The sequence below is a fragment of the Burkholderia contaminans genome (assembly GCF_029633825.1).
Taxonomy (GTDB): Bacteria; Pseudomonadota; Gammaproteobacteria; order Burkholderiales; family Burkholderiaceae; genus Burkholderia; species Burkholderia contaminans.
Genome location: NZ_CP090640.1, coordinates 454,539 through 477,230, shown reverse-complemented (window position 1 = coordinate 477,230; position 22,692 = coordinate 454,539). Strand labels below are relative to the sequence as shown.

Genomic DNA, 22,692 nt, shown 5'->3' with positions numbered 1-22,692 from the left:
GACTACTCGCCTAAGAGGAAATCACTACATAGTTCTTGAGAACTTGCCAAGGCGAGCTGAAACGCTGGCGGCAGTTGCCTTTCTGCATCGACCGCGATGCGAAGGTCTTGGACTGTGTAACCTGCGAGGCACCGCCTCACATGAAGCGTTCGACTTAGCTCGCCGCCGAAGTATTCGTCCCGCAGAAGCCGTGCTTGCGGTTCCGGCAACGCGGGATGCGAGACTACAACAAGGTCAAGGAATTCGTTCCAGGCAGCGTCTGATTGTGCGTGCACCGGGGAGGGCTGCGAATCTAGCGAAGCACTACCGATGCGGCCAAAAACAAAATCTCGAAAGTCGGAGCGCTCCGTACACCAAGCACGAATATGCCAACGACGGGCGGCACGAACTAGGCTGTGCGGAAATACCAGTCTGATGTGTCCCTCGGGCTGAGAGAGCGACCGATACAGGATGCGAAGTCCGATGTGCCGACGGCACGCTTGGATGGCCAAGGAGAATACCGCAGGAGATATAGGGGCGAGGTCGAGTCGCAAGTCCTCGACCTCCGCGCTAACGCCTGGAGAACCGGCTTTCTGGATGAGTTGGAGATATTCGTCCGGCGCGCGTCCAGCCAATCTAGGCTTGAACGCGTCAGTACCGGTGATTGGTGCGTGCGGTGACGCCCGCGTGACGGTATCGCCGAACTCACTCACAAATGCAGACAGCAGCCGACTGGCTTGGACGGCTTGGATGCCGAAGACTTCTCGTACTCGCGCATTATCGAGCTCGCCTTCCCAACGCAACAAGATTTCCATCTCTCCAAGGCGTTGTTCGGCGGGTGTTAGCGGTGTCCGCATGAATGTTATCTTGCATGATAATTTATCTTGCAAGATAATACCGCAAAACTGCACAGAAGCCCTATCCGAGGGAACAACGTTGAACCCATCAAGTCTTTCTCCGGCACCGGGGGGCGGTGCGGCCAACCCGCCAGCATTCTTCGACGCCGAGCGGCAGAGGTTTTTTCGTCCACTCAACAGCTCCAGGCGTGAATTAGTAGCGGCATGCTTGCGTGCTCTTTATGACCGCCTCCACGGGCCCGCAGCCGACTATGCGCACCACCTGACTCGAGATGTCCTTCGCGAACTCCTGCTGCCGGTTGTCCGGCAATACCAGACTACGTTGGCGGATGACGGCTCCGATGACGAATTCACTGCCGCCGATGCGAGCGACCCTCAAGTGCTGGTCGCCATGGTCATTCGGGCGCTCGTCGCAGACGGTTGGCTAGAGCAGTTCGCTGACCGGACTGGCTTGGTTGCAGCTTTTCGTTTTTCCCGTCCGGGCAAGCTTTTTTCGGAGGCGCTTTGGGCATTGGACCGCCCAAGCCGAAGCCGGCAGCGCAACATGCGCGGCTGCCGCAATGCCCTGGAGGCTGCATTGTCCGAACGAGGCGACGCGCATGACTTGGTGGATGCCTACGAATATGCCGAGAAGGTTATCGAGGACCTCGCGGACGGCATCGACTACTTCCAAGAACTGGTCCGGCACTTGATGCAAGCCGCGTCTGCTCATACGCAGTGGAACGAATTCGTCGACTTTCTCGACAGATTTCAGCGAGACTACTCCAAGCAACTTACAGCGGATAACGCGACGCTGAACCGCCAAGCTATTCGGCAAAAGCTTGAGAAACTCCGGGCCGTTCCAGAGACGAAGTTCAATCGAATGGATGCTCAGTTGCGCGATATCGCGCACTGGATGGCGAAGGAGCACACGGGAAGCTCGCTCTATGATTGGCTGCTCGGCCGTATCGAAGACATTGTAGACGCGGCGTGTGAGTCTAAGCAGCCGGGCTTTCTCAAGGCCATGGAGACTTATCTGAAGCGTGTGAACGGCCTTGCTTTGCAGTCGATGATGCTGCGCTCGGGGCAGACGCGGCATGCCTATTTAGCAGCCGTTCAGAAAGTGGCCGAGTCTCCCAAGTGGGAACAGGACCGCTTGCTAAAGCTCGTCGGCCAGTTCCTCGCACCAGCGGAGGTGCGCGTCCTAGACCCGGCTAGCTTTAAGCTGAAGACTGCAACGCAGCGCCGCAAAGCAGTAACCGTGTCCATTCGACCGCGCCCGACAAGAGAAGAGCGGCTTGCTGCGGCGATGGCGCGAGCAGAGGCCGAAGTGTTCTCAATACCGAACGAAGATGTAGCGCAGGGGCTGCGTGCGGACCTGCGCCTCTTCCAACATCCAATCCGCGTTTCTGCAATGCCTACGGCAAGTGCCCGCGACGTCATTCGTGCAATGCAGGCGGTGGAAGCCGCGCGAAGCGCCGTCGGCGGGGACTTCATCGTCAAGAAGCTGCCGACCCGTTTGGAGAATGAGTTTTACGGGGCCAACGACTACGAAATCGACTTAAAAAAATGAGCCTATCCAATCTAATTGACGAACAGCTCGCCATCGCGAATGTGAAGCGCGAGCGGTTCCGGGAAATCTTGGTTCGCCTGATGGCCTACGGGGTCATCGTGCGCGACGAAGACAAAACCGAACAACTTTTATATGACGATGCTCGGCGCGTTGAGAGTTTGTTGGATGAGTACCTCGATTTCGCCGGTTTCCGCCTATATCACGACCGCGATAACCAGTTCTACAGACTGTACGCCGCCGGCGCGGTCGTAGACGGCTTGCCGACGGACGTTTACGAACCGACTCCATCTTTACGCGCGCGCGTGTCCCCGGACTTCGTCGCGCTGGCGCTTACCTTGCGATTCCTCTATCAGAACAAGCTGAATACGGGTGACATCCAGCCTCAGGGGGGCGAGGCGCTTGTTAGCTTCGAGGAAATCGCCGCGACGATGCAAACGCAGTTGAAGCGAGCGCTTCCGTCGAGCATGGGCGACAAGATGGCTCTCCTGGCCGACCTTAGGCGTCATAGGCTGCTCCGGTATGCACCAGAATTTTCTATCTTGGATGAGGACGCGCTTCTTGCGATTCGCCCGACCATCCTGGGTGTTGTGTCAAACGAGGCACTGACCGCTGCACTCGATGCAGACGGCGTCTTTGAACAACAGACCACCGTTGAGGAGAAGGACGCGTGAAGCTCGACCGCATCGTTCTGGTCAACTGGGGGCAGTTGCGGCCGGGTGACTATGACCTTGGAAACATGACTCTCCTTACCGGCCCGACGGGCGCGGGTAAGTCCACTATGCTCGATGGCCTCCAGACCATCATGACCGCCGCGTACCAGGGTATCGTCGCATACAACCCTGGCCAAGAAGAGGTACAGCAGGGGCAACGTAGCGGGAAGTCCAAGCGTACCTTGGAGTCATTTGTCGTCGGTGCTGAGTACAGTCGTTTCTCTCGACCCCATGGCGCGCAAGGATATATGGCGGCCGTGTTCCGCCCCGGGCCCGATGAGGATTCGGCCAAGCCTTTTACGGCGCTCGTCGCCGCGTCGGCACAGGTGGACGGCGTCGGGGAGCGCAGGGTGCCGAAGCTGGAGCGACTCGAACTGGTTATCGTAGACGACGCTGCGCTCACCGTTGACGATTTTCTAAAGGACGCGGAGCAAAGCGAGTGGGTGGCCGTCGAAGAAATCGTAAAGCGGTTGAAGGCTCGGTATTCGAAGGTGGTGACCTATGACGGGCATAAGCGAGACTATCTTTGCGCACTCTACGGGCGCTTCCGGGGGCGCATCTCGATTACCTGGGATGAGGCCCAGAACGCTGCGAAGGCTTGGTGCCAGTCAATTGCTTACAAAAAAATTGGCTCGGTCCACGACCTCGTTCGCGATGACATTCTGGAGTATGACGGCAAGCAGTTGCATGAGAGCATCACTCGCATCAGCGACCTGATGCGCCAAGTCACGAACCTGAAGCAAGAAGGGCAGCGACTGGAGGCGACTGTTGGGCGCTTGCGAGGGTTGAAGGCTGCCATTGCGCAAACGGCGTCGGCCTTTGAAGAGCAAGTGCAGTATGACTTGCTGCTGGCCAAGATGCTGGTGGCGGCAGACGATGAACGTATCGCCCAAGAGCAGAAGCGCATCAACGATGACTCAGCACTAGTAGGGCGGTGCGAGCAAAAGGTGAAGACGGAGGAGCGACTAAAAGCAGGCGTGGACCGGAGCCGCATCGACATTGCAGCGAAGCTCAGTGGCATTGCCGCCAACGCCGAAAAAGAGCGCCTCGACCAGCAGCTCGAGCTCGCCAATTCCGCAGCTCGGCGCAAGCTGGCTGAGCTCAATACCGGGCTTCAAGCCGCCGCCCAAATCGTCAATGCGGCTACGGGTTTGTTGCGGAAGCCCATTCCGGAGCAGTTTCCCAAGCTCAAAGCGTCGGTTGATGCGGTCGGTCGAGTTACAGCATCGACTGACGTTGCTCGCTTGGACGGTCTCTTGGGCGCTGTCCTGGATGCCTCGAGTGATACGCAGCTTAACGTCGAGAAGTTGTTCCGATTGACCCCTGCATTCGACGGTGTGGAAGAGGGACTCGGCGCGCTGCACTCATATCTCGTGGGGACCGAAGATAGTGTCTTGATGGCTGTCGCTTCCGAGACGTCGGAATTGACGCAACGTGTCGAAGCCACTCGTAAGGCGCGCAAGGAATTGGCTGACCGCAAGGAGCTGTTGGCGAGCGGCGCCAGCGACTACAATCGCGACACTCGCATGGCGCTTCCTCGCATTCGAGAGTGTTTGCCCGAAGCTGGCGTCCAAGTTCTCTGCGACCTCGTCGAACCCGTGTCGGACGAATGGCAGGAGGCCATCGAAGGGTACTTGGACAATGCCCGCTTCAATCTCATTGTGAAGCCAGAGTGGGAAGCACGAACTATCGATTTGCTTCACTCATGGGGCTCGCGCTGTAAGGTCATCCAGGGTAAAAGGTGTCTTCAGCGTGCCGATGCCGGTCGTGTGCCATCTGACTCTATCATCCACGAGCTCCGCACTGACCATCCCATTGCACGCGCGTATCTCATCGAGCAGTATGGCGCCGTCGTCAAGGTCAGGGACTCCGAGCAACTGCGCGATACCGCGCGTGGGTTGACCAAGGAAGGCAAAGGAAGTGGTTCTCGCACTATGTTCGTTGGTGAGCGGCGGGACCTTGTTCTTGGACGCAAAGCTCGCGAGCAGGCGCTGAGGGCTACCATCGAGCAACTCGATGAAGCAGACCGAGAAATTCGAGAGTTCGAGCAACTGCAAGATACGCTGTCGAACGTTAAACGGCTTCTTGGCAACCTGCGTGAACCTGTTTTCGATGCGGTGCCGCTTGGCCAAGCAGCGGGAGAAATCGACAGCACTCGGCGCACCCTTGCGCAGTTGGACCTCACCGAGGTGGAACAGTTGCGAGCAGAGCGAGAGAAGCTGGAACTGCTCATCGCTGGGCACGATGCCGAAATCACCGCGGCAAATAGAGAGATTACCCTGGCGCGTCAGCGTATCACGGACTCCCAAGGCGCCATTGAGCGCATCAATGGAGGCCGAGACGCGCGATTTCGGGAGCGTGAAGACCAGATTCGTCGGCTCGGGCAGATGTGCGAAACAAACCCAGAGAAAACCTATACGGTTATTGCCGAGGAAGTAGAAGGGCTGCTCAAATCCCGGAGGTTTGACGTGCATTCCGTTCAGGTGCGGCTCAACACGCTGCGCACCCAGCCGGACAAATTGCTGGGTGATGTGCGGGAAATGCTTGCGGAGTACAACGCGAACGCGCGCCAAGAGGAGCGCTTCCAGTCAGCGCTGCCTCATCTTCACGACACCACCACCTTCGACCCGTACTATGGCCCCCTTGTTGCGCTCGGCCGCGCGGTGGGAGCGCTCCGCAGCGAGCTTGAGGGCATCGGCCTCTACAACAATAGGGCCAAGGTGGAAGAGGCGGAGCGGTCTTTCCATGACGTGTTCACCAAGCAGTTTTGCGTCGAAATCAAAAGTAAGGTGGATGATGGCGTCCGACTGCTACGGCAACTTAATATGGAGTTGGAACGGCTTAAATTCGGCACGGACCGCTTCAGCATCGACTGGTCGAAGTGGGAGCCGGAGTTCCAGGAGTACTACAGCTTTTTCTCAGCCGTCACCGAACTTGCGGACTCAGTTGAAACGGTCGACCTGTTCGGAGAGACGGAGCTAACGCCAAAGCACGTAGAGGTACGCGACCGCCTGGTGAAGCTCCTGCTCGACTCAGACCAAGAGAGAGCGGGGCGGGAGCTCTTGCGCATTGCCGACTATCGAAACTACAGGCGCTACGAAATTTGGAATGATTCAGACAGTGGGGGACGCATTGCGCTTTCAACATGGGGTACGGGGTCTGGTGGACAGCTTGAGACGCCGGCTTACATTGTTCGCGCGGCCGTGGTGACGAACCGGCTAAAGTTGTTCGACAAGGGACCCAGCCTGAAGATGCTCGTTAGTGACGAGTCGTTCTCGACGATGGATGAACCTCGCGCTCGCGCTGTGCTGCAGTACCTACGCGATAGCCTCGATATTCAGGTTGTCAGTGCGATGCCGACACGAGGCGCTGGCGGCTTACGGCCCGAGTTCGACCGGGAGTACAGCTATAGCCGCGTTCCTGTTGATGCTAACGGCGAACTCGACTTCATCCTCGAGTACGACGAGCGCATCTTCAAGAAGGACAAGATGCGAGAGCTCTGGGAAAAGCAGCGGGCGGCGGCCCGTGCTCAGGCCGAGCTGGCGTTTGGCGCCGCCGAGGCCGCACAGCAGGCGGAGGCGCTTAAATGAGCGGCACGTCTCTTTGGCTGAAGTCCATGCCAGTGCAAGAATTGCTCAACATGCTTGTTGACCGGTTAGACGCGGCCGAGCAGAGAGGAAGCGCTAAAGCGAAATCAGTCCAGCTCGACGAGCGCACTTGGCCAGCGCTTTATATGTCGTCAGTAGAGTCACAGAAGGAACACCTTTGGGAGCATGTTGTCGCGATGGTGCGATGCGGATGGCTAGCTGTGAAGCCAGAAACCGCGCTCAAAAGTCGGTCCGGTTACGCATCGTCGCCGCGTGTGACTGTGGTCGACCAGCGAGAACTGCGTGCGGCAGTCGGCCGGCACGAAAGGGTGAAGTCGTCCGCTGAGCGCTGGCGCGATGCCGTGTCGTCTGGCTTGCTAGCAAGCGATACGGTAAAGCACCTTGTCTCAGAATATTGCATCGATATCCCGGGTCGCACGATGGCGGAGGTCGTGGAGCAGTTGAACCGGCTTCCGGGGTTGGCGGAGAAATCGATGCTGCTGCGTGAGGTGTCGTCGCAGTTGTTCTGGGGGATGTCCAAGGTCCTCGACAAGCGTCAAGGATTGGTTGCGGCCATTCTCGGTATGGACGATTGCCCATTCCCAGAGTCTCCCATCCAATTGCACGTGTTCTTGCCTGCCTGCGGTCACCGTGGAGTCCTCTTCATTGAGAATTCGGTGAGCTTCGAACGCGCAATGCGCGCGCCCGGTGGAGTTTTCGATGAGTTGGCTTTGGTCTATGCGTCCGGCTTCAAAGGGAGCGCACAGCGGCTGCGCACCATGGAGGGGTGCTCGCTGTTTTACGCCGCGGGCGGCGGTCTCGAACGGGACTTACGTGCAAAGTTTGAAGGTTGGTTGTTTGGCCGGCGAGAGATGCCGTCGTACTTCTGGGGAGACCTCGACTTCGCAGGAATGCGCATACTCGCTGCCATGCGGACGACCTTTACGGGGCTGACGGCCTGGGTGCCGGGCTATGAGCCGATGCTTGCGGTGCTGAAGGCCGGCGGAGGTCACCCCCCCGAGGCCGCGGACAAACAAGGCCAGAAGCCAATCGCATCGACTGGGTGCGGGTACGCGGATGAGCAACTATTGCCCGCCCTGCAGACCTACGGGCGTTTCGTAGACCAAGAGTAGTTTTCTCCGTAAGCCGCTCTGCGTAGTTCGCGGACTGAAAAACCGAATTCGTACGCATCTCATGCTCAGCCGTCGTATCCCGATTTTTTTGGCTTTCTAACCTGGCTTGTGCATTTCGAAGCGCATGTGAACGACGAGCGCAGTCACTGCAATTAGAGCTGTTGAATGTGGTCGCCGTCCGTTCGGCGCCGCGCCGCCATACCGCTTCTATCTTTGTGACTCGCCGAGTTCGTGTAACGCTTGCGCAACACCTGCATGCAAGGTGCGCAAACCGTCATCAACCTTCAAATGGGCATACGCCTTCATCACGGTCGCCAGTTTATCGTGTAGCAGTTGGGCGACCGTCATGTAATCTTGCGGATGGCGTTTCAGGTGGTCGGTGGCAACAATATGTCTGAACGCGTGCGGCCCAAAGCCGTCGGTGTCAGGTGCGTACCGAGCGGTTACTACTCTCACCCGTGCGGATAGGCCGTCTGCAATCCAGTTGCCGGACGGCTCAATGTCGATGGCGGCATAACCGGCTCCGCGATTTGGCCCCTCGACGCCCGGCAAGAAGAGATAGTCTGTGTCGGCACCGAGCAGATGCACACGTGCTTCGGACAGTTAACGGCGAATCCAGGGCCAGACGGACGGTTCCACCGCTGCATCATATTCTTCAAACGCCGCGCCCTTTTCGTTCTTGAAGTCACTCGGGTCAAACCGTAGACGCCAGCCTCCGTCGGTACTTTGATAGAGGTTCGGGCGCTCGCCCCGAAACCGCATCACGCTGAACTGGCCGACGCGCAATGGATTGCTGACTAGCATCTTGCAGAGCAAGACGTCGCGAATCTGCGTATTTCGGGGAAGTTGAACGCCCGTTTCGGTGAAGTCGAACAGGCCAGGAGGGAGGTGCTGCGTTGTGCTTAGATTGTACTGCAGGTGTTCGAGATCAGGCTACTTTTTGATCAGGTTCGTTCTTCTTGCGCATCGAGTCGCCCTTCAATGCAAGCTTGTGAGCCTGATGGACGAGGCGGTCGAGGATTGCGTCGGCGAGAGTCGGGTCTTGCAGCCAGGCGTGCCAGTGTTCAGGGGCAATTGCGATGTGATGATCGTGGATCGCGTGCCGACGCGATCGTCGAGCACTTCGAGCAAGTCGTTGCGCGCGCCCTGGTCGACGTCCTGCAGTCCCCAGTCGTCGAGCAACAGGACGTCCATCTTGGCGAGCTGCGCGAGCCGACGTGTGAAGCTGCCGTCGCCATGGGCGATCTTCAATTCCTCGAACAGCCGGGCGACGCGCACGTACAGCACGGAGAATCCCTGTCGGCAGGCCTGCTGGCCGAAGGCGCAGGCGACCCATGTTTTTCCGGCGCCAGTCGGCCCTGTCAGGATGAGGTTCTGTGCATTGCGGATCCAGTCACAGCCGGCGAGCGTAGCGACGATACCCTTGTCGAGCCCACGGCTCTGCCGGTACTCGATGTCCTCAACGCAGGCCCGGGGATTCTTGAGCTTCGCAGACTTGAGCAATCGCTCGAGCCGCCGGGTATCGCGCCAGGCGATCTCACGATCCACGACCATGCCGAAGCGTTCCTCGAACGACAGGCTCGTGCTGGCCGTCAGCGCCGCCTGTTCCTCGAACGCGCGAGCCATGCCGTCCAGCTTGAGGGCCTTGAGCTGGGAGAGGGTTTGCTGCATCAACATCGCGACCTCCTTGGGTCAGTGGTAATACTTGGGCCCTCGCACGTTCTCGTGCAGGGGCGACTGCCATTCGGTGGCCCCGCTTTGTGGCAGTGGATGCTTGTCGGCGCCGGTTTGCAGGATGGTGCGCACGGACCGCTGGGTCGGCGCGCCAATCACGAGTGCGCGCTGACACGCCGCTTCCAGCCGCTCCTTGCCGTACTTGCGCGACAGCGACAGCAGACCCAGGCAGGCCCGGTATCCCATTTCCGGGTGCGGACGGTTCGTCAGCAAATGCCTGACGATCGCCTCAGCGCTGACGCCGATCGATGTACCCCAGTGCAGCAGCCGGCTCGGGGTCCATTCCATGTGGGCGCGGTAAGCCGCAGGCATATGCTCGGCCACGGTGGTGTACTTCCCTTGAGCCGACTGCGAGCGTGGGCGGCAACGCGCTTGCCGCCGTGCAGGACTTCTACACCGTAACGCGTCACGCGCGCGTGGACTTCCTGACGCACAAGACTGTGCGGTGCGCTGTAGTAGTGACCGTCTACCTCAATGTGCGCGTCAATGTTGACGCGGCACTTCTGGAAGGTGGCGATTTCGTAGCGACGCGTCGGCAACGGGCGCAGCGCCGGTTTGTCGAGCCGCTCGAACCACTCGCGTCGAGTGCCATCGAGCTTCTTGAACGGCCGCGTATTCAGGTCATTGATCAACCCGGCGATCGCCTTGTTCAGTTCGGCCAGACTGTAGAACCGGTAATTCCGGAGGCGGGCGAGAATCCATCGTTCGACGATCTGTACGCCGACCTCAACTTTCGCCTTATCCTTCGGCTTGCGCGGGCGCGCGGGCAGCATCGCGGTACCGTAATGGTTCACGAAGTCCTGCGTGGTCAGGCCGAGCGTGGGTTCGTAGCGGTCGGCGTTCGAGATCAGTGCCCTCGGGTTGTCGGGCACAAGCAGAGCGGGCACGCCGCCGCAGAACTCCATCGCGTCAATGAGGCCACCGATCCAGTCGGGTGTCGCTTCCGATCGCGTAGCGCACGCATACGTGTAATTCGATGCGCCGAGCACGGCGACGAAGATGTGCGCCTTGAACGCAATGCCGCCGGTGCGATCGAGAATCGGCACCGTTTGCCCGGCGTAGTCGGCGAACAACTTCTCGCCGGCGTAATGTTGCTGGGGCATCGAGCGCTTCAACGTCTGGGCCCAGTCCTTGTATCGCTGACAGAACTGCGTGTAGCGCAAGGTCTTCTGGCCGGGGTTCGCGCCGACGTACTCCTCCCACAGCAGTTGCAAGGTTACGCCTTTGCGGCGCAACTCCCGATGAATCCAGGCGCAGTCAGGCTCCATGCGCTTGCCTGCGGCCGTCGTCGGAACGGCGCCGTTGACGAGCAACTGCTCCAGCTCTGCCTCGGACAGCGGCTCGATCTTCGCCCAGTCCAGGCCGGCCGAGGCGGCAAGCTGCAAATATTGGGTAATGGTACCGAGCCCGACGCCGAGCGCGCCGCTCACTTGCCGGTGAGACAGATTACAGGTCCATTTCAGGCGAAGCACATCTTTTATTTTGCGCATGGTCGTCCGGTGAGCCGGCATAGTCGGTTTCTCCCAAAAGGAGCAACCTTAACCGCCGGCCGATTGAGCCATCCGCAGTACCGCCAACCGAAACCGCGCCTTTCGTTTCGGCACGCCGAACACACATTTCGGCGCAGTGAACAGCCGTTTCGGCGGGCTGAACACCGATTTCGGGAAGATGAACACGCGTTTCGGAACGCCGAACACCAATTTCGGAATACCCCGAAACTGTTCGACTTCAAGCGAAACGGCTGTTCACCTTCCTCCGGAAACCCTGTTCGACTTCAACCGAAATCCGTGTTCGGCTTCGCCGAAATACGCAGCGAATCCATGCCACGTAGTCCCGATGGTGCGCCTGCGGTGGCTCGTCTGCTTCCAGGTCGCGCACCATCTTCACCAGACTTTTTAGTGGGAAATCGCTTGCCAATATGGACTCAATGCGTCGTGCAGGGCTGCGGACACAACGCACGGGGGACTGTGCGGCCAGCGACTTTTCCAACTGGAGCAATTCGCGATAAGCCTCCGCACAGTGGGTGCGCCACGCCTGCTCAGGATTGTCGTGAGCGGCAATATCGTGCGCACGCGTGTCGCCCGCGAGGCACAGGTCGTCGAGTAGTTCGGAATGTAGCCACAGGAAACCCGTACTCGGTCGCAGATGAGACCGGGCATTGCTCAGCAGCGTTATCACACCGTGATGCGTGACGTTGTTTGACCGGATGCGAAGGAATTGAACAAACGACTTGATGTGGACGGTCGAGGTCAGCCAAGCAAGCGTATCTGCATGCTCGAGTGGCACAGTGTGCCCGCGAACCGAATGCGTTGTGATGAAGCCCAGGAACGGTGCAAAGACGCTCCAATGCACTCCTGCTGTAGCGCACACCGAACCATCGCACATATTCGCCCAAATGATGCGAAATCCACTGCTTTCAACAGACTTGAGACGCCAACTGTTTCGAGCTGTTGCGCCGTCGCGTGTCGTGTCAGTCTTGAACCTAATCAGTTCCTCCCATTGAGCCTTCAGGCGCGCTGTCGGCCGAATGTGACATATGGCTTTCTCGCCGCGCTTACCTTTGGGTGACTTATCCTTTCGCGGGGCAGCCGCCTCGGCAGCACGGCGCTCGTACCGTTCGCGACGCCGCTGCGGTAACCGGTCAAGCAAAGTGTTCGGAGGCAGTCCCAACGCTTGCTCGAGCCCGGGAATTTTTGCGAAGATGGATTGGTATTGCGGAATTTCGTGTCCTTGTATCCACCGTCCGAGGACTTGAGGATAGATTCCGGACAGTCGACCTATCTGGGCGAGGGTTTCGCCGCTGCGTTCAACGGCGAAACGCAATGCATCACTGAAGACGACTGGAAGCAGGTCGTCAATGGAGACGGCGTCATACAGTTGCTTCAGCTTGTGTAGCTGTTCCTGGCGGTCTTTTTGGGTACGGCTTGAGAGCTGCGTGGCAATCGTGTCTTCATACCGTCTGAATGCTTGTGCAAAGCGAGTACTCAGCTCTTCGGCGACGACGTCGTTTGCGCTGACTCCAAGCACTTTCATCCAGCCGTGCAGGGCGGAAATGATATTGGCAACACGCTGAGCCGACCACCCGTCCGCGGCAAGAAGCCTCCGCACGTGGTTCTCGAACTCCTCGTATGTCAGCCGGACGTGTCTGTGCCCGCGCGATTCGGAGTCGGGATTGCCGACAGTCGGGGCAGGATGGTGGAAGGGCGCGGTCACGGCGACCGTCCGCGGCGGAATAACGGCTTCGTTAAGCATTTTCTAACGGCTAAATCCCGTGCAAGTCTCGCCCAGCAAGGTAATGCGCGAATGCGGGCGAGCTGTATCTGGTTCGTAAAATGCAGGAGCACTGCCGTTATGTGTTTCGCAGCGTCCCGCGGCGCGCGGAGCGTTGCGACGTCCATCAGCGATGGCCAAGCGTCGCAGCGTTCCAAAGGCATATAGCGACGTTGGATGAACAGGCTGTTTTAGGCGAAAAGAGGGAGGAAGGGGAGAGCGGTTCAAGCCCTGGCCAACATGTGCGGATTCGGAGTCACGCACACAACGCGGATGGGCGTGGCCTGACAGATGGCCGCGCTCGGGAGGCCGGGCTCCTTGACCACGAGCTTTTGCGTTGGTGTCAGGGCGCCGTCGAGGCGTGGCTGCGAGCGTCATGGACGTCGTTCCGCGACCGAGTCGGTACAGCCATCCTGCGACGAGGCAGCACTCTTGGCTCTGCCACCACGAGTACGATTTTTTGAGCGGACGCGTTTAAGACACCGCGCCGGCATCAACCGGATAACCGAGGCGTTAAGTTTTCGGCTTATTGCGGTCGCCCGTGGTCTGGCCGCCTGCGTCGGTCTTCTTCTTGCGGCCGGTCTTGATGGATACAGGGCGCTCGGTAGGTTCTAGGAGCAGTTGAGACTCGTGAACGCCGAGCGCATTGGCGAGCGACACCAGAGTGTCCAGAGTTACGTTCGCCAAGCCCCGCTCAATCTGCCCGACGTGATTTCGGTGCAACCCCACGCGGTCAGCGAGCACCTCTTGCGAGATGCCCAGCTTCCCGCGTAACAATTTTAGATTCGCACCGAGCCGCAGCCGGGCAGCCTTTTGGTGAGGTGTTGTGGTGTCTTCCATATGCGACAGGAGCATCGCCCATCGCCAGCTGTGAATCTACCCTATTTAAAGTGGCAGTTTATAAACTGCCAATCTTTACATTGTATGTTTTCCGCTTTAGACTGGGCACCCATCGGCCACCCGGGTCGCAGAGAGCGCATGTCCTCCCTGCGCAGGGTTACCGACTTATAGGTGGCCCCGGGTTTGCTGCTGGTGCAGAACGTGTTTGGTGCCGACGCCTGCTAGGAATGGCGTGCAATCGTGTGACACCGAGACAGGCTGCCGTCAACGAGACGCGATGTAACAGGAGCAGTGGTGATGTTGGCTTATGTAGTAGAACCGGCGCGATTCAGGCAGGACGAGGATATCGCCATTGCCGTGTGCGTTGGCCGTTTCGGCTCAGACCTGCGATGGACGCAAGAGCTGTACACCCGGTGCATACAGCACAGCGGCGTTCCAGATATTTGGGCTGACGCATATCACGCTTTACACCGATATGAGAGCGCACAACTCATATCGGAGGACGGTCCCGTGATAGCAAATAGGCCTGTGCCGACTACACAACGGGGCCGCGTAGCGCATGTGACCTGCCTCGTGGAGCGGGAGCGAGCGTCTGTGCAAAATGCGGCCGGTCGGTTCACAGTATCTGTTGACTCGGTAGGGCGAGTACGTGGGGAGGCTGTTGCCACTGGCCAGCGGGCGGTAAAAATCGCGCGAATGCGCGTGGACCCATCTCATTCTGCTTCAGAAATCGGCCTCGCTGTGCTGCTCCATCTGGCTAGTAGAGACCATCAACCCGCGGTCGCGGACATCATGCTCCGTATGCGGCGGGGAGACCCGCTTTGAAGCGTCGCTCGTTTGGTACTGGTCGCGTTCTGCGGGATGCAAGTCGACGCAGCAATCGGGAGACTTCTTTGCGATTGGCTTCATCCGGCAATGTGCCGGGCTACTGGCGAAGATGACACTGGAAACTCGTGTCGTGCGCTCCATCCGCCGGCGCAAGAGCGTCGTCATTCTTCGCTCGGAGGTGTCGGGACTGGGAAGCCAATCGCAGCTGACCCGTGTGCTAGCCAAGCTGGTCGCGACTGGACAACTGATACGAGTAGGCCATGGCATATATGCCAAAACCCGCATAAATCGATATACAGGCCGTCCCGCGCCGGCCGCAACGTTCGAGTCAATAGCTGCGGAGGCCTTCAAAAAGCTGGGCATTTCCGTCGGTCCGGGAAAGCTCGCGAGAGAGTACAACGGTGGTACGTCCACGCAAATACCGATGGTGGCAGTCGTCACCACTGGCCGACGACGTATCACCCGGCGGATTCAGGTTGGTAGCAGGAGAGTCGTGTACGAGCGCGGTAATCAGGACACGCCATGAGACGAATTGAGACGCGAGAGGACTAGCCATGTGCGATGCCCCGGGTATATCGCAACATAGCGCTGCCGTGCAGACGGACGTCGCTGTGTATCTGGGTGACTGCAGTGGCGATACCTTGAAGGTGGTGTGCGACGGTGCGTCCATCGATTCGGGCGGTTCGACGGCGCAGCGCGCTCTACGGGCGCTAGCCTATCCTACGCCACGTGGCCCATATGCGGTGTCGACGCGCTTCACGATTTTTGTTCATGAGACTTCCCTCGGCCCTACAAGTGCTGACACCCGGCTCGTGGCCACCTTTCGAATTGACGTTCTATGCAAAGGGAGTCTCGTTTACGCCAGCGCAAGAACGGCTCAATCGGTTACGGAGCTGCCACCCGCACCGTATGTGATTGGCGACGACGTGATTACCACCGCGCGTCGCGTGCTGGAAGCTTGGCAAGCGGCTCTCCAGAGAGGCGGCGATAAACAATGCTAAAAGAATTCGCTGGGCAGACGTACGAGATACCGCCCCCACGACACACGGGCGGCCGCGTGCTAATGCTTGATTTCGACGGCGTTCTACATCCCGAGTCTGTATATTTGCTACACAAACGTGGCCCGACGCTCATAGACGCACCTGGTCATTCTCTTTTCGAACATTGCGGCCTGCTCGAAGAAATACTTTTGCCGTATGTTGAGCTACGCATAGTGCTGTCGACAAGTTGGGTGCGGCGTTATCGAGGGAGCATCCAGCGCGTGGCGCGCAGACTGACTCCTGGACTGCAGGCAAGAGTTGTAGGGGCGACTTATCACAGCACAATGGGCGCCGAGGATTTCGCCGCCGCACCTCGAGGAATGCAAATCTGGGCTGACGTACTGCGACGTAAGCCCGCCGCGTGGTTAGCGCTGGATGATGACTGGCTCCATTGGCCTACATGGTGCCGAGACAATCTGGTTCGCACGGACCCAGTGCTAGGCATTAGTGAGCCGCGCGCGCTCGAGGAGCTGAAAACAAAGCTGGCCAAGATGCATGACTGTACCTAATGGAACACACCGGGCGCAATACGAAGACCCTCTCTGTTTCGATGGGAGCAAGCAGAGGACCTCCCGTTCGGGAGACGATGACGGAAAGTTCTCAAGAGTTCTCACAACTTTTGAGAAGTCTTACCGCACTCGGTCACGCAGGCATTTTCGAACGCGACGTCAACGGTGCCAGCTTGGACCTGTACACAGCGGCAGCTGAAATTGACTCAAGGAGACCGCTGTGACAACGCGCGTCCGAAGCGCTTCATGAGCACGGCTACGAGTGGCCGCTCGGTCCGTATCCCGAATTTCGAACTCACACCATGTTTGTCTCCCGCCAGTCCGCGGGCTACGCGCAGCCGGTCCCGGAAGCTTGCGTGCAGATTCTGAAGGACGACTTCATTCGGATTCGAATCGTGTACGACGCTGCCATCCAGTTGACGCCTGCCGTGGTTCGAAACGATTACGGCATCAACGCCAAAGCATGTCTTCGCTTCAACGTGAGCAGATGATTCTCGAAACCGTCCGACATTACGCGAATCTCGCGCATCATGTCGACAACAGGGGAAGCACCGAGTGCTACGGAAGAGCAGATGCTACGTTTCTACTCGCGCCGGCTGCGTTTGCTGTCACAAGGGCTTGCGCAAGGGCTCGTATTGGGGGCCCAGGAACAAGCAAGTAAAAGGTGCTATTTCGATGGCTTAGACTTCGAAATAGCCGTAACGAGTTGGTATTGCTGGGACGACGGTAGCTGTGCGATGAACCGACGCGATTTCTCGCCGGACCTCTCCTGCTAATGACTCGCCTGTAGCGCGGAAAACGAATGGTTGGTCTGAAAGGAGTTTATCTCTCATATAAGACTTTCAAGTTCTGGATTGTGGTGAGTGTCTTGAGCTATGGGGCGAAGCTCCCCCCTAGCCCAGCAGGACGCTGGGCTAGGGGGGAGCTTCGCCCTTGAGCCTGCGCGCTGGACTGCGGAGCCGGTCTCTCGTACGGGGCATCGGGGTCGCGTGCATCGCCCCGACTCGGCTGGACCATTACAAGGTATGCACACCTTGCCGCTCACCCTCCAGCCGCTGCTCCCAGGTCGCGCCCGGAGCTCCCGCTTGGCGCCATTCAGCTGGCCGCGGGGTATCTAGCCCTCTCCTCCAGCCAAGGGTATACGTCGGCGATTTTAAATGCGGTCGAATCTCCGGGTTTAGATGCCGGCCGCGGCCGCCTAAAACTGGCCGCTGGAGAATGGAATGGCCGGATGCATCGAGCGATGCTGGCTGCGCCCGGCGTGACGCGGGCGCCGGCAAGTTTAGCGCGGACGCGGAACAGTACAACACCAGAGGCGAGGTCTTATAGCCTGAGCCCACGCCCTACCTTGGCTACGATGTATGCTGTGAGTCCGGCGCGGGTTCTTGGTCTTAGGCGTCACGATATTTGTCGGCCTGATACTGACAATATCCGCACAGCGAATTGTCGTAATCATCCAAGGTAAGAACGTTCCCGCAACGCGAGCACCCTCCAGGGGCGAGCTGCATGCCGCACCAAAGGCACTTTCCCTTTGCATGTACAAACGTCGCGTGTTGGCATTCCGGGCATTCCGCGGTGGGCGGCTCTTCGCCGCTGAAGGGGTCGTAGCCGCCGACGAATTCGATAAGGGTTTCTTCGAGCAAGGGCACGATGAGTGCGCGATGTGCGCAGCCGACGCAAATGTACGTAACCTCACCGCTTTCAAGGTCGCTGCTCTCTTCTTCGTCGCCGGACGGCTTCAGCAATGACGACCCGCACGCCTCGCATTGCATGTCAGGCACCACCGGCAAGAGGTCGTCTGGAACGTTCAGGCCTGCCCAAGCTGCGGTACATACGGCAGCCTGAGCCTGGTAGAAATCGTGATGCTTCAGCATCGTTGTCCAGGTCTCGCCGAGAAGCGTAGCCGGCGCGGAATCTAGCTCGTCCTGAATGAACGTGCTCAATACCGGGAACGTGTCGGAGAGAAATTTTCCGATTACCCCGGCCGCGTTCTGGGGATGAAGGTGTTCCGCGTTGTTGCGTTCTTTTTGTAGCGCCTCGATAACCTTCCAGTCAGTTACGATGCCAAATGCATCGAAGCGCTTTTTGATATCCGGTACGTCAATCGTCGTGTTGCCGAATTTCATCGGTTGCCACTCGATACCGCCCATGCCGTCAGGCTGCGGAAGAATCTCCCCCGTCTTGAAAATCAGTTCGTAACCTTCTGCGGCGCTTCCGGCCTCGGTCGCAATCCGATACTTGAATAGCAACAAGATTCCCGCAAACAGATTGCGCAAAGCTGACAGCGCTCGGTCGGGGTCTCCGCCTTCTGCCAACTGGCTGCGCGTGAAATCCTCGACGCCGAGCCGGATAGACGTCAGGGCATTGCTTTTGAGCTTGTCTGGGTCGAACTTTTCGGTCGCGCTTGTCATCGGATAACGTGAATCTGGGTATCGAAAGCAAGAGAAATTACAGGAGGGATGGGCGCCTTTCAAGCCGTCCGGTACGAGCGCGAGAATCAGAGTCAAGCCTGGCCTTCACGCCGCGTGACCAAATGTATGCAACGGGGGGGGGCAACGCAAAGCAGCGCAGCCAGGAGCCTGTATCTAACGTCTCACTGCCCCAGGTAGGAACCGGGACATGCGGCAATGCCGTCAGTCTGCTCGAATGCCACTGCTGATAAGGGGGTGTACAATTTGGAGCGGTCAGGCGAATCGAGCGTTGCGCTTCCATCAGAGCCGTAGTTGCGCACTAATGGGCGCAGTGCGAAGTAGGCGTGAGGGGCGGCCAGCTATAAGGAGTCGGCGGCAGCGGCCGTAATCGGCAGAGAAGAACAAAAAAGACTGAGGCATAATATGATTCCAATTCTGGCGGCGGATGCTTGGCGGGAGTTCAGGGGCGCGGCTGCCAACAAAGGGCAGAACCACACTACCCATCAGGCGGTCATCGCCGACGCAAACGGACATTTGCATAAATGCTTTGTCAAAGCGGCCCCGCTTGGCAACCCCATGGTGCTCACTGAGAGCATCGCATGGATGATAGCCGCTGCCCTCGACCTGCCTCGGCCGGAGTTCGCAGCTGTAGTTCTGCTGCCCATTGGCAGGCTGCGTCAGAGCATGTCGCTGGACCAGCACTGGATGAAGTACAAAGAGGTACCAGCCTTTTGCACGTCAGCCGTTCCCGGCAAGCACATCACTGCGCGATGGAAGTGGCTCCAGGCCGCTCGAAAGGCAAGTGCCTTCAAGCACCGCGACATCGCCAGAATCGCCGCATTCGACCACTGGGTCGAAAACCAGGACCGCCATACCGGGAATTTTCTGCGGACGTCTGGTGGAGACTATATCCCCATCGACAACGAGCTCATTCTCTACACGCTAATCTGGGTAGCAGGTGGCCTCCAATATGCACACAATAGTTTGCGAAGGGAGGCCCGAAGTCTGCTTAAACAAGCGGGCTATACCAAGTTTGAAGCGTCCATGGCGGTGGCATCCTTGCAGCATGAACAGGCTCTCGTGCAGGCTACTCCATCGCTGGAGCAATTCATTTCGAAGGTTATTTCCGACTCGACTGAAGCCGCAACGCTGACAGCAAACGTTCTGCAGTTTCTGGGACAACGCGCTCAACGCGATTGGCTAGCCAATGAATTGGGGTGCATCGTATGAGGACCTTGTTCATGTCGACGGGCTTGGACCCTCTTGCGCATATCAGACGCCACGCGCTCGCCGTGCCTGCACCCGAATTTGAAGGCGTCTGGGCGACCATCGAATTGCAACCAGATGCTTTCGCGCCCCAACGCTACACCGTGGGAGTCATTGTCGGCACACCTGGCGGACCGTTCAGCTTCCGCTTGCTTGATGACCTGTCGAAGTTTGAATGTATCTATGGCCGGGACGACATTGGTCAGATTCGCGAACTCATGGAAGCGGCCGAGCAGGGCATGCTGCGTGCGCAGAAGAATGCAGCCGGTCTTGAAGACGTACCATTCGAGACGGACGCCATCTCAATCGGAAGTCAGTGGGCTACTTCGGGCGTGTCTGTGGATGCTGTTCTGAGTCGGCTCTATTACGACGTTGTGCCTCTTGTTCCGCGTGAGGAACGAAAGACCCGTGAGTTCATCACGCTCGACAACGCCGCGGTGCGCCGTCTTGTTGATGACGAGTTGAAGAAAATCGCTGGATTATCGTTTGAGAGAATTAGTACCGAACCACAACGAGCGCTTCTCGATGAATCGACCGGCCAGTCTCACTGGCTCGATTTCAATCTCGCACCTCCTGGCAAGGCCGGGAGCGTCATCTCTGCTGTGTACAAGACTCCGACTAGCGTTGAGCTGAATTTCTTGCGCGCCTCGAGAGACCTGACGACCTATGCTCGGGTGAACCGGCTTCAGGACCGAGGCCTGGGGCTTTTCGTCATGACGCCGGCAACCGACAGCATGCCCGCGCTAGACCGCGAGAGAATTGAAAATATCCTTGGCGAGCAAAGCTGGAGCCTTGAGCAACAGGGCTTCGTAGTATCAGCTCATGATGACCCGGGCCCACTGGCACGCGATGTTTATGAGTGGGCGTCGGTCGATTGAGAAGGCTCTCTGACAGTTAGCAAGCTCAATATGAGCCGACAACCTCACGGGGAGGTCGTCCCGGCGGTCGCGGGGATGTTTCGATGCGCACAGTGGAACGACCTCAGACGGCCTTGCGCGGCGCGTCTACCTTTACTCAGGAATAAGGCACCCCAGATTTGCCAACCGGATACCCATGGCTTGAGGGCTGACTGCAAATTGGGCGGCAAGTGCAGTTGTCACTTCTTCGGCAGAGCTGTCGGGCGACTGTTTCCGGTTCTCAGCTAACTTCTTATAAACCCAATCGGAAGGCATCAACAGGGCGGCCGCAAACTGGTTGGCAGCAATTTCCTGTGGGTCGACTGCTCGGCCACTGTTCTCGTCTCTTCGAAGGACCGTCCCGTCAACGAACATCTCTCCTTTGTGCTGTAAGACGAGATGCCCGAGCTCGTGGGCAATGGTAAATCGTTGGCGAGTCTTACTCTGATGAGAGTTGACTCCAATCAGGCACTTTCCTGGCTGATTTACCAAGAGTCCCGACAAGTCTGATTTCAAGGTCTGAAACATGACCTTGCATCCCAAGTGGTTGGCGACAAGTTCGACATCGACCGGTGCTTCAGTCACACCAGCGGTCTGAAGTGTCTCTCGTGCTTTATTTTCCGGGTTTGTCATGTTTTAGCGCTTTTCTTCGAGAGAGGCGAGAACCTCGGGCGAATCTAGGAATTCTCTAGCCCATTGTCTTTCTGTCTCGTCGCCAAGTTTGGCCAGTGAACTCTCCAGCTCAGCAGGAAGCTCCGACTTTTCCTTGGTCTCACTTCTTGGAGGTAGGAGAGACGAGGGTTCTGCGTCAACGGCATCAGCCAGTTGATAAAGCATGTGCAACGAGACCTGCTGTCGTCCCTTCTCGATATTTGTGACTGACGTGCGTCCAAGCCCGACCTTCGACGCCACGTCATCCTGCGTCAGGTTGGCTTTAATTCGGCGCTCCCGCAGCGCCCGCCCGAACTCTTCATAGAACTTGTCCATGTTCGGCAGTATAACTCGCGCCGCGTATATGTCAATATTGATGACTTGTCAAGGTGGCTGACTTTCGGTTCAAAGGTCATTCGCATTGACATTTGGCTTCCTCTGGAGGACACTCCTGTTGACATCGAATGGTTTGATGTCATTGATGCAAACTTTAGAGGTAACCATGCACGACCCTGAGCAAACCCCGGGCGAACACGCCCACGGCGACCGCGGCGAGCAGCCGGGCCGCTCCCTACCGCACCATGAACGCCACGGCGAGCAGCATGTGTACCGTGAACCGAATGGCCACCACGAGCACCACGCCCATCACGGCCATCACGAACACCACCCGGCGCCGCACCTCGTTACCGTCAAAATCGACAACCGTCCCGTCGAGATTGAGGCGGGCACGTATCTGGTTGCAGAGCTGAAGAAGAAGCTAGGTGTTCCAGCCGACAAGGTGCTCGAAAAGGTTCTCGGCCCCGGCGACTTTCCACCTCTCGACGATAACTCGCACATTCACGTCGTCGGCGGAGAAGAGTTTCTCAGCGCAGTCCGCACCGGGAGCTCGTCGTGATGGGGGGCTTCGACGACGAACGACTACGGCCGTTGCTGGCCGTAGTCCCTGGCGCCAAGGTCTTCATGGATGGACCGGAGGTATTCGTTCATCTGCCCGCACTACGGCTCCAGGTCGGGGACAAGACCTATGTCCTCGATGCGCTCCTGGCACCGAATGGGGCCAACGGCTATACGAGCCGCCTCTACCTGTCGCAACGGATTGCAGAGCGCGAGCAAATTGTCGGCAAGCCGGCAAACTGGACCGAGCGCGTTATTGCTGGTCGCGTATGGCACGTCTGGTCCTGGCAAGGCGTTCCGTCGGCGCTGCCTTTGCTGGACATGCTGGGTGCACACATGGTGGCGCTTAAATGACATCCATCACGATTAGCCCGACGCTGGTCGCAGAACTTCACCGCGACCTTGACCGGCCACATGCCTTCGCCGCGGAACGGGTGGGGTTCCTCGTCTGCGAATCGACGATGGCAAACGGCGCGTGGACCATCACGGCTCAGCGATACATCGCGATTCCGGACGGTGAATACGAGAACAATCC

General features: G+C 58.5%; 19 protein-coding genes and 2 pseudogenes. 11 read left to right on the top strand and 10 right to left on the bottom strand.

Annotated features, from left to right (window positions below; all coding sequences use genetic code 11):
• Positions 1-2 precede the first annotated feature (2 nt).
• The gene (locus LXE91_RS02260; RefSeq protein ID WP_076841648.1) at positions 3-794 is read right to left on the bottom strand and encodes a WYL domain-containing protein; all 792 of its coding nucleotides are present in this window, start codon (positions 792-794) and stop codon (positions 3-5) included.
• 40 nt (positions 795-834) lie between these two features.
• Between LXE91_RS02260 and LXE91_RS02255 the strand changes: the two genes are divergently transcribed.
• Genes LXE91_RS02255 through LXE91_RS02240 form a run of 4 tightly spaced genes read left to right on the top strand, consistent with a single transcriptional unit; the run spans position 835 to position 7,818 of the window.
• Positions 835-2,388, top strand: coding sequence for a Wadjet anti-phage system protein JetA family protein (locus tag LXE91_RS02255; protein ID WP_223274424.1), 1,554 nt, complete (start codon positions 835-837; stop codon positions 2,386-2,388).
• A complete protein-coding gene (locus LXE91_RS02250) occupies positions 2,385-3,059 on the top strand; it encodes a DUF4194 domain-containing protein (RefSeq protein ID WP_039359932.1) in 675 nt (224 codons plus the stop codon). Before LXE91_RS02255 ends, LXE91_RS02250 begins: the two co-directional genes overlap by 4 nt.
• The gene (locus LXE91_RS02245) at positions 3,056-6,688 is read left to right on the top strand and encodes an SbcC/MukB-like Walker B domain-containing protein (protein ID WP_039359927.1); all 3,633 of its coding nucleotides are present in this window, start codon (positions 3,056-3,058) and stop codon (positions 6,686-6,688) included. The genes LXE91_RS02250 and LXE91_RS02245 overlap by 4 nt, the downstream gene beginning before the upstream one ends.
• A complete protein-coding gene (locus LXE91_RS02240) occupies positions 6,685-7,818 on the top strand; it encodes a Wadjet anti-phage system protein JetD domain-containing protein (protein WP_223274423.1) in 1,134 nt (377 codons plus the stop codon). Before LXE91_RS02245 ends, LXE91_RS02240 begins: the two co-directional genes overlap by 4 nt.
• Before the next feature lie 207 nt (positions 7,819-8,025).
• Here LXE91_RS02240 and LXE91_RS02235 read toward each other — a convergent pair whose 3' ends face one another.
• From LXE91_RS02235 to LXE91_RS02210, 6 genes and pseudogenes are all read right to left on the bottom strand, one after another.
• Positions 8,026-8,406, bottom strand: a complete 381-nt coding sequence (locus LXE91_RS02235; RefSeq protein WP_052760026.1) for a site-specific integrase — start codon at positions 8,404-8,406, stop codon at positions 8,026-8,028.
• A 340-nt stretch (positions 8,407-8,746) separates the two neighbouring features.
• Positions 8,747-9,495 (bottom strand): annotated as a pseudogene (gene istB / locus LXE91_RS02230) (IS21-like element helper ATPase IstB).
• Positions 9,496-9,510: 15 nt separating this feature from the next.
• Positions 9,511-11,063, bottom strand: a pseudogene (istA, locus tag LXE91_RS02225) (IS21 family transposase).
• Between the two features lie 217 nt (positions 11,064-11,280).
• A complete protein-coding gene (locus tag LXE91_RS02220) occupies positions 11,281-12,804 on the bottom strand; it encodes a hypothetical protein (RefSeq protein ID WP_143274592.1) in 1,524 nt (507 codons plus the stop codon).
• Positions 12,805-13,335: 531 nt separating this feature from the next.
• Positions 13,336-13,677 (bottom strand): helix-turn-helix domain-containing protein, encoded by a 342-nt coding sequence (locus tag LXE91_RS02215; protein WP_046196282.1) that lies wholly within the window; start codon positions 13,675-13,677, stop codon positions 13,336-13,338.
• A gap of 708 nt (positions 13,678-14,385) precedes the next feature.
• On the bottom strand, positions 14,386-14,655 hold the full coding sequence (locus tag LXE91_RS02210; protein WP_039360540.1) for a hypothetical protein: 270 nt from the start codon (positions 14,653-14,655) through the stop codon (positions 14,386-14,388).
• On the opposite strand from LXE91_RS02210, the gene LXE91_RS02205 reads away from it, so the two are divergent.
• The 3 genes from LXE91_RS02205 (at position 14,600) to LXE91_RS02195 (ending at position 16,530) form a co-directional block, all read left to right on the top strand.
• Entirely contained in the window at positions 14,600-15,016 is a 417-nt protein-coding gene (locus LXE91_RS02205) for a DUF6088 family protein (protein ID WP_076841645.1), read from the top strand. The two genes, LXE91_RS02210 and LXE91_RS02205, sit on opposite strands and share 56 nt — an antisense overlap.
• A gap of 468 nt (positions 15,017-15,484) precedes the next feature.
• The gene (locus tag LXE91_RS02200) at positions 15,485-16,039 is read left to right on the top strand and encodes an HAD domain-containing protein (RefSeq protein WP_082139446.1); all 555 of its coding nucleotides are present in this window, start codon (positions 15,485-15,487) and stop codon (positions 16,037-16,039) included.
• Between the two features lie 302 nt (positions 16,040-16,341).
• On the top strand, positions 16,342-16,530 hold the full coding sequence (locus LXE91_RS02195) for a hypothetical protein (RefSeq protein ID WP_039360543.1): 189 nt from the start codon (positions 16,342-16,344) through the stop codon (positions 16,528-16,530).
• Positions 16,531-17,430: 900 nt separating this feature from the next.
• Here the strand turns inward: LXE91_RS02195 and LXE91_RS02190 are convergent.
• On the bottom strand, positions 17,431-18,450 hold the full coding sequence (locus LXE91_RS02190; RefSeq protein ID WP_039360545.1) for a zinc ribbon domain-containing protein: 1,020 nt from the start codon (positions 18,448-18,450) through the stop codon (positions 17,431-17,433).
• Between the two features lie 423 nt (positions 18,451-18,873).
• Between LXE91_RS02190 and LXE91_RS02185 the strand changes: the two genes are divergently transcribed.
• Positions 18,874-19,680: a HipA family kinase gene (locus LXE91_RS02185; RefSeq protein ID WP_039360547.1), complete on the top strand. Its 807-nt coding sequence runs from the start codon at positions 18,874-18,876 to the stop codon at positions 19,678-19,680.
• An 11-nt stretch (positions 19,681-19,691) separates the two neighbouring features.
• Positions 19,692-20,594: a hypothetical protein gene (locus LXE91_RS02180; RefSeq protein WP_135370779.1), complete on the top strand. Its 903-nt coding sequence runs from the start codon at positions 19,692-19,694 to the stop codon at positions 20,592-20,594.
• A 132-nt stretch (positions 20,595-20,726) separates the two neighbouring features.
• Here LXE91_RS02180 and LXE91_RS02175 read toward each other — a convergent pair whose 3' ends face one another.
• Together LXE91_RS02175 and LXE91_RS02170 are read right to left on the bottom strand one after the other, a co-directional pair.
• Positions 20,727-21,245, bottom strand: coding sequence for an ImmA/IrrE family metallo-endopeptidase (locus tag LXE91_RS02175; protein WP_046543585.1), 519 nt, complete (start codon positions 21,243-21,245; stop codon positions 20,727-20,729).
• A 3-nt stretch (positions 21,246-21,248) separates the two neighbouring features.
• Positions 21,249-21,599, bottom strand: coding sequence for a helix-turn-helix domain-containing protein (locus LXE91_RS02170; RefSeq protein WP_052760028.1), 351 nt, complete (start codon positions 21,597-21,599; stop codon positions 21,249-21,251).
• Positions 21,600-21,735: 136 nt separating this feature from the next.
• Here LXE91_RS02170 and LXE91_RS02165 point away from each other — a divergent pair, with 136 nt between their 5' ends.
• Complete coding sequence (locus LXE91_RS02165; protein ID WP_039360551.1) at positions 21,736-22,158, top strand: hypothetical protein; 423 nt, start codon at positions 21,736-21,738, stop codon at positions 22,156-22,158.
• Positions 22,158-22,511, top strand: a complete 354-nt coding sequence (locus LXE91_RS02160; RefSeq protein WP_039360553.1) for a hypothetical protein — start codon at positions 22,158-22,160, stop codon at positions 22,509-22,511. The genes LXE91_RS02165 and LXE91_RS02160 overlap by 1 nt, the downstream gene beginning before the upstream one ends.
• Positions 22,512-22,692: the final 181 nt, after the last annotated feature.

Bases quoted from the DNA above. Each gene is read 5' to 3' on its own strand.
- LXE91_RS02195 (WP_039360543.1), top strand. From the start codon at position 16,342: ATGTTTGTCTCCCGCCAGTCCGCGGGCTACGCGCAGCCGGTCCCGGAA.
- LXE91_RS02240 (WP_223274423.1), top strand. From the start codon at position 6,685: ATGAGCGGCACGTCTCTTTGGCTGAAGTCCATGCCAGTGCAAGAATTG.
- LXE91_RS02200 (WP_082139446.1), top strand. From the start codon at position 15,485: ATGCTAAAAGAATTCGCTGGGCAGACGTACGAGATACCGCCCCCACGA.
- LXE91_RS02210 (WP_039360540.1), bottom strand. From the start codon at position 14,655: ATGACGACGCTCTTGCGCCGGCGGATGGAGCGCACGACACGAGTTTCC.
- LXE91_RS02215 (WP_046196282.1), bottom strand. From the start codon at position 13,677: ATGCTCCTGTCGCATATGGAAGACACCACAACACCTCACCAAAAGGCT.
- LXE91_RS02175 (WP_046543585.1), bottom strand. From the start codon at position 21,245: ATGACAAACCCGGAAAATAAAGCACGAGAGACACTTCAGACCGCTGGT.
- LXE91_RS02170 (WP_052760028.1), bottom strand. From the start codon at position 21,599: ATGGACAAGTTCTATGAAGAGTTCGGGCGGGCGCTGCGGGAGCGCCGA.
- LXE91_RS02185 (WP_039360547.1), top strand. From the start codon at position 18,874: ATGATTCCAATTCTGGCGGCGGATGCTTGGCGGGAGTTCAGGGGCGCG.
- LXE91_RS02250 (WP_039359932.1), top strand. From the start codon at position 2,385: ATGAGCCTATCCAATCTAATTGACGAACAGCTCGCCATCGCGAATGTG.
- LXE91_RS02255 (WP_223274424.1), top strand. From the start codon at position 835: ATGAATGTTATCTTGCATGATAATTTATCTTGCAAGATAATACCGCAA.
- LXE91_RS02220 (WP_143274592.1), bottom strand. From the start codon at position 12,804: ATGCTTAACGAAGCCGTTATTCCGCCGCGGACGGTCGCCGTGACCGCG.
- LXE91_RS02190 (WP_039360545.1), bottom strand. From the start codon at position 18,450: ATGACAAGCGCGACCGAAAAGTTCGACCCAGACAAGCTCAAAAGCAAT.
- LXE91_RS02165 (WP_039360551.1), top strand. From the start codon at position 21,736: ATGTCATTGATGCAAACTTTAGAGGTAACCATGCACGACCCTGAGCAA.
- LXE91_RS02205 (WP_076841645.1), top strand. From the start codon at position 14,600: ATGACACTGGAAACTCGTGTCGTGCGCTCCATCCGCCGGCGCAAGAGC.
- LXE91_RS02260 (WP_076841648.1), bottom strand. From the start codon at position 794: ATGGAAATCTTGTTGCGTTGGGAAGGCGAGCTCGATAATGCGCGAGTA.
- LXE91_RS02160 (WP_039360553.1), top strand. From the start codon at position 22,158: ATGGGGGGCTTCGACGACGAACGACTACGGCCGTTGCTGGCCGTAGTC.
- LXE91_RS02180 (WP_135370779.1), top strand. From the start codon at position 19,692: ATGTCGACGGGCTTGGACCCTCTTGCGCATATCAGACGCCACGCGCTC.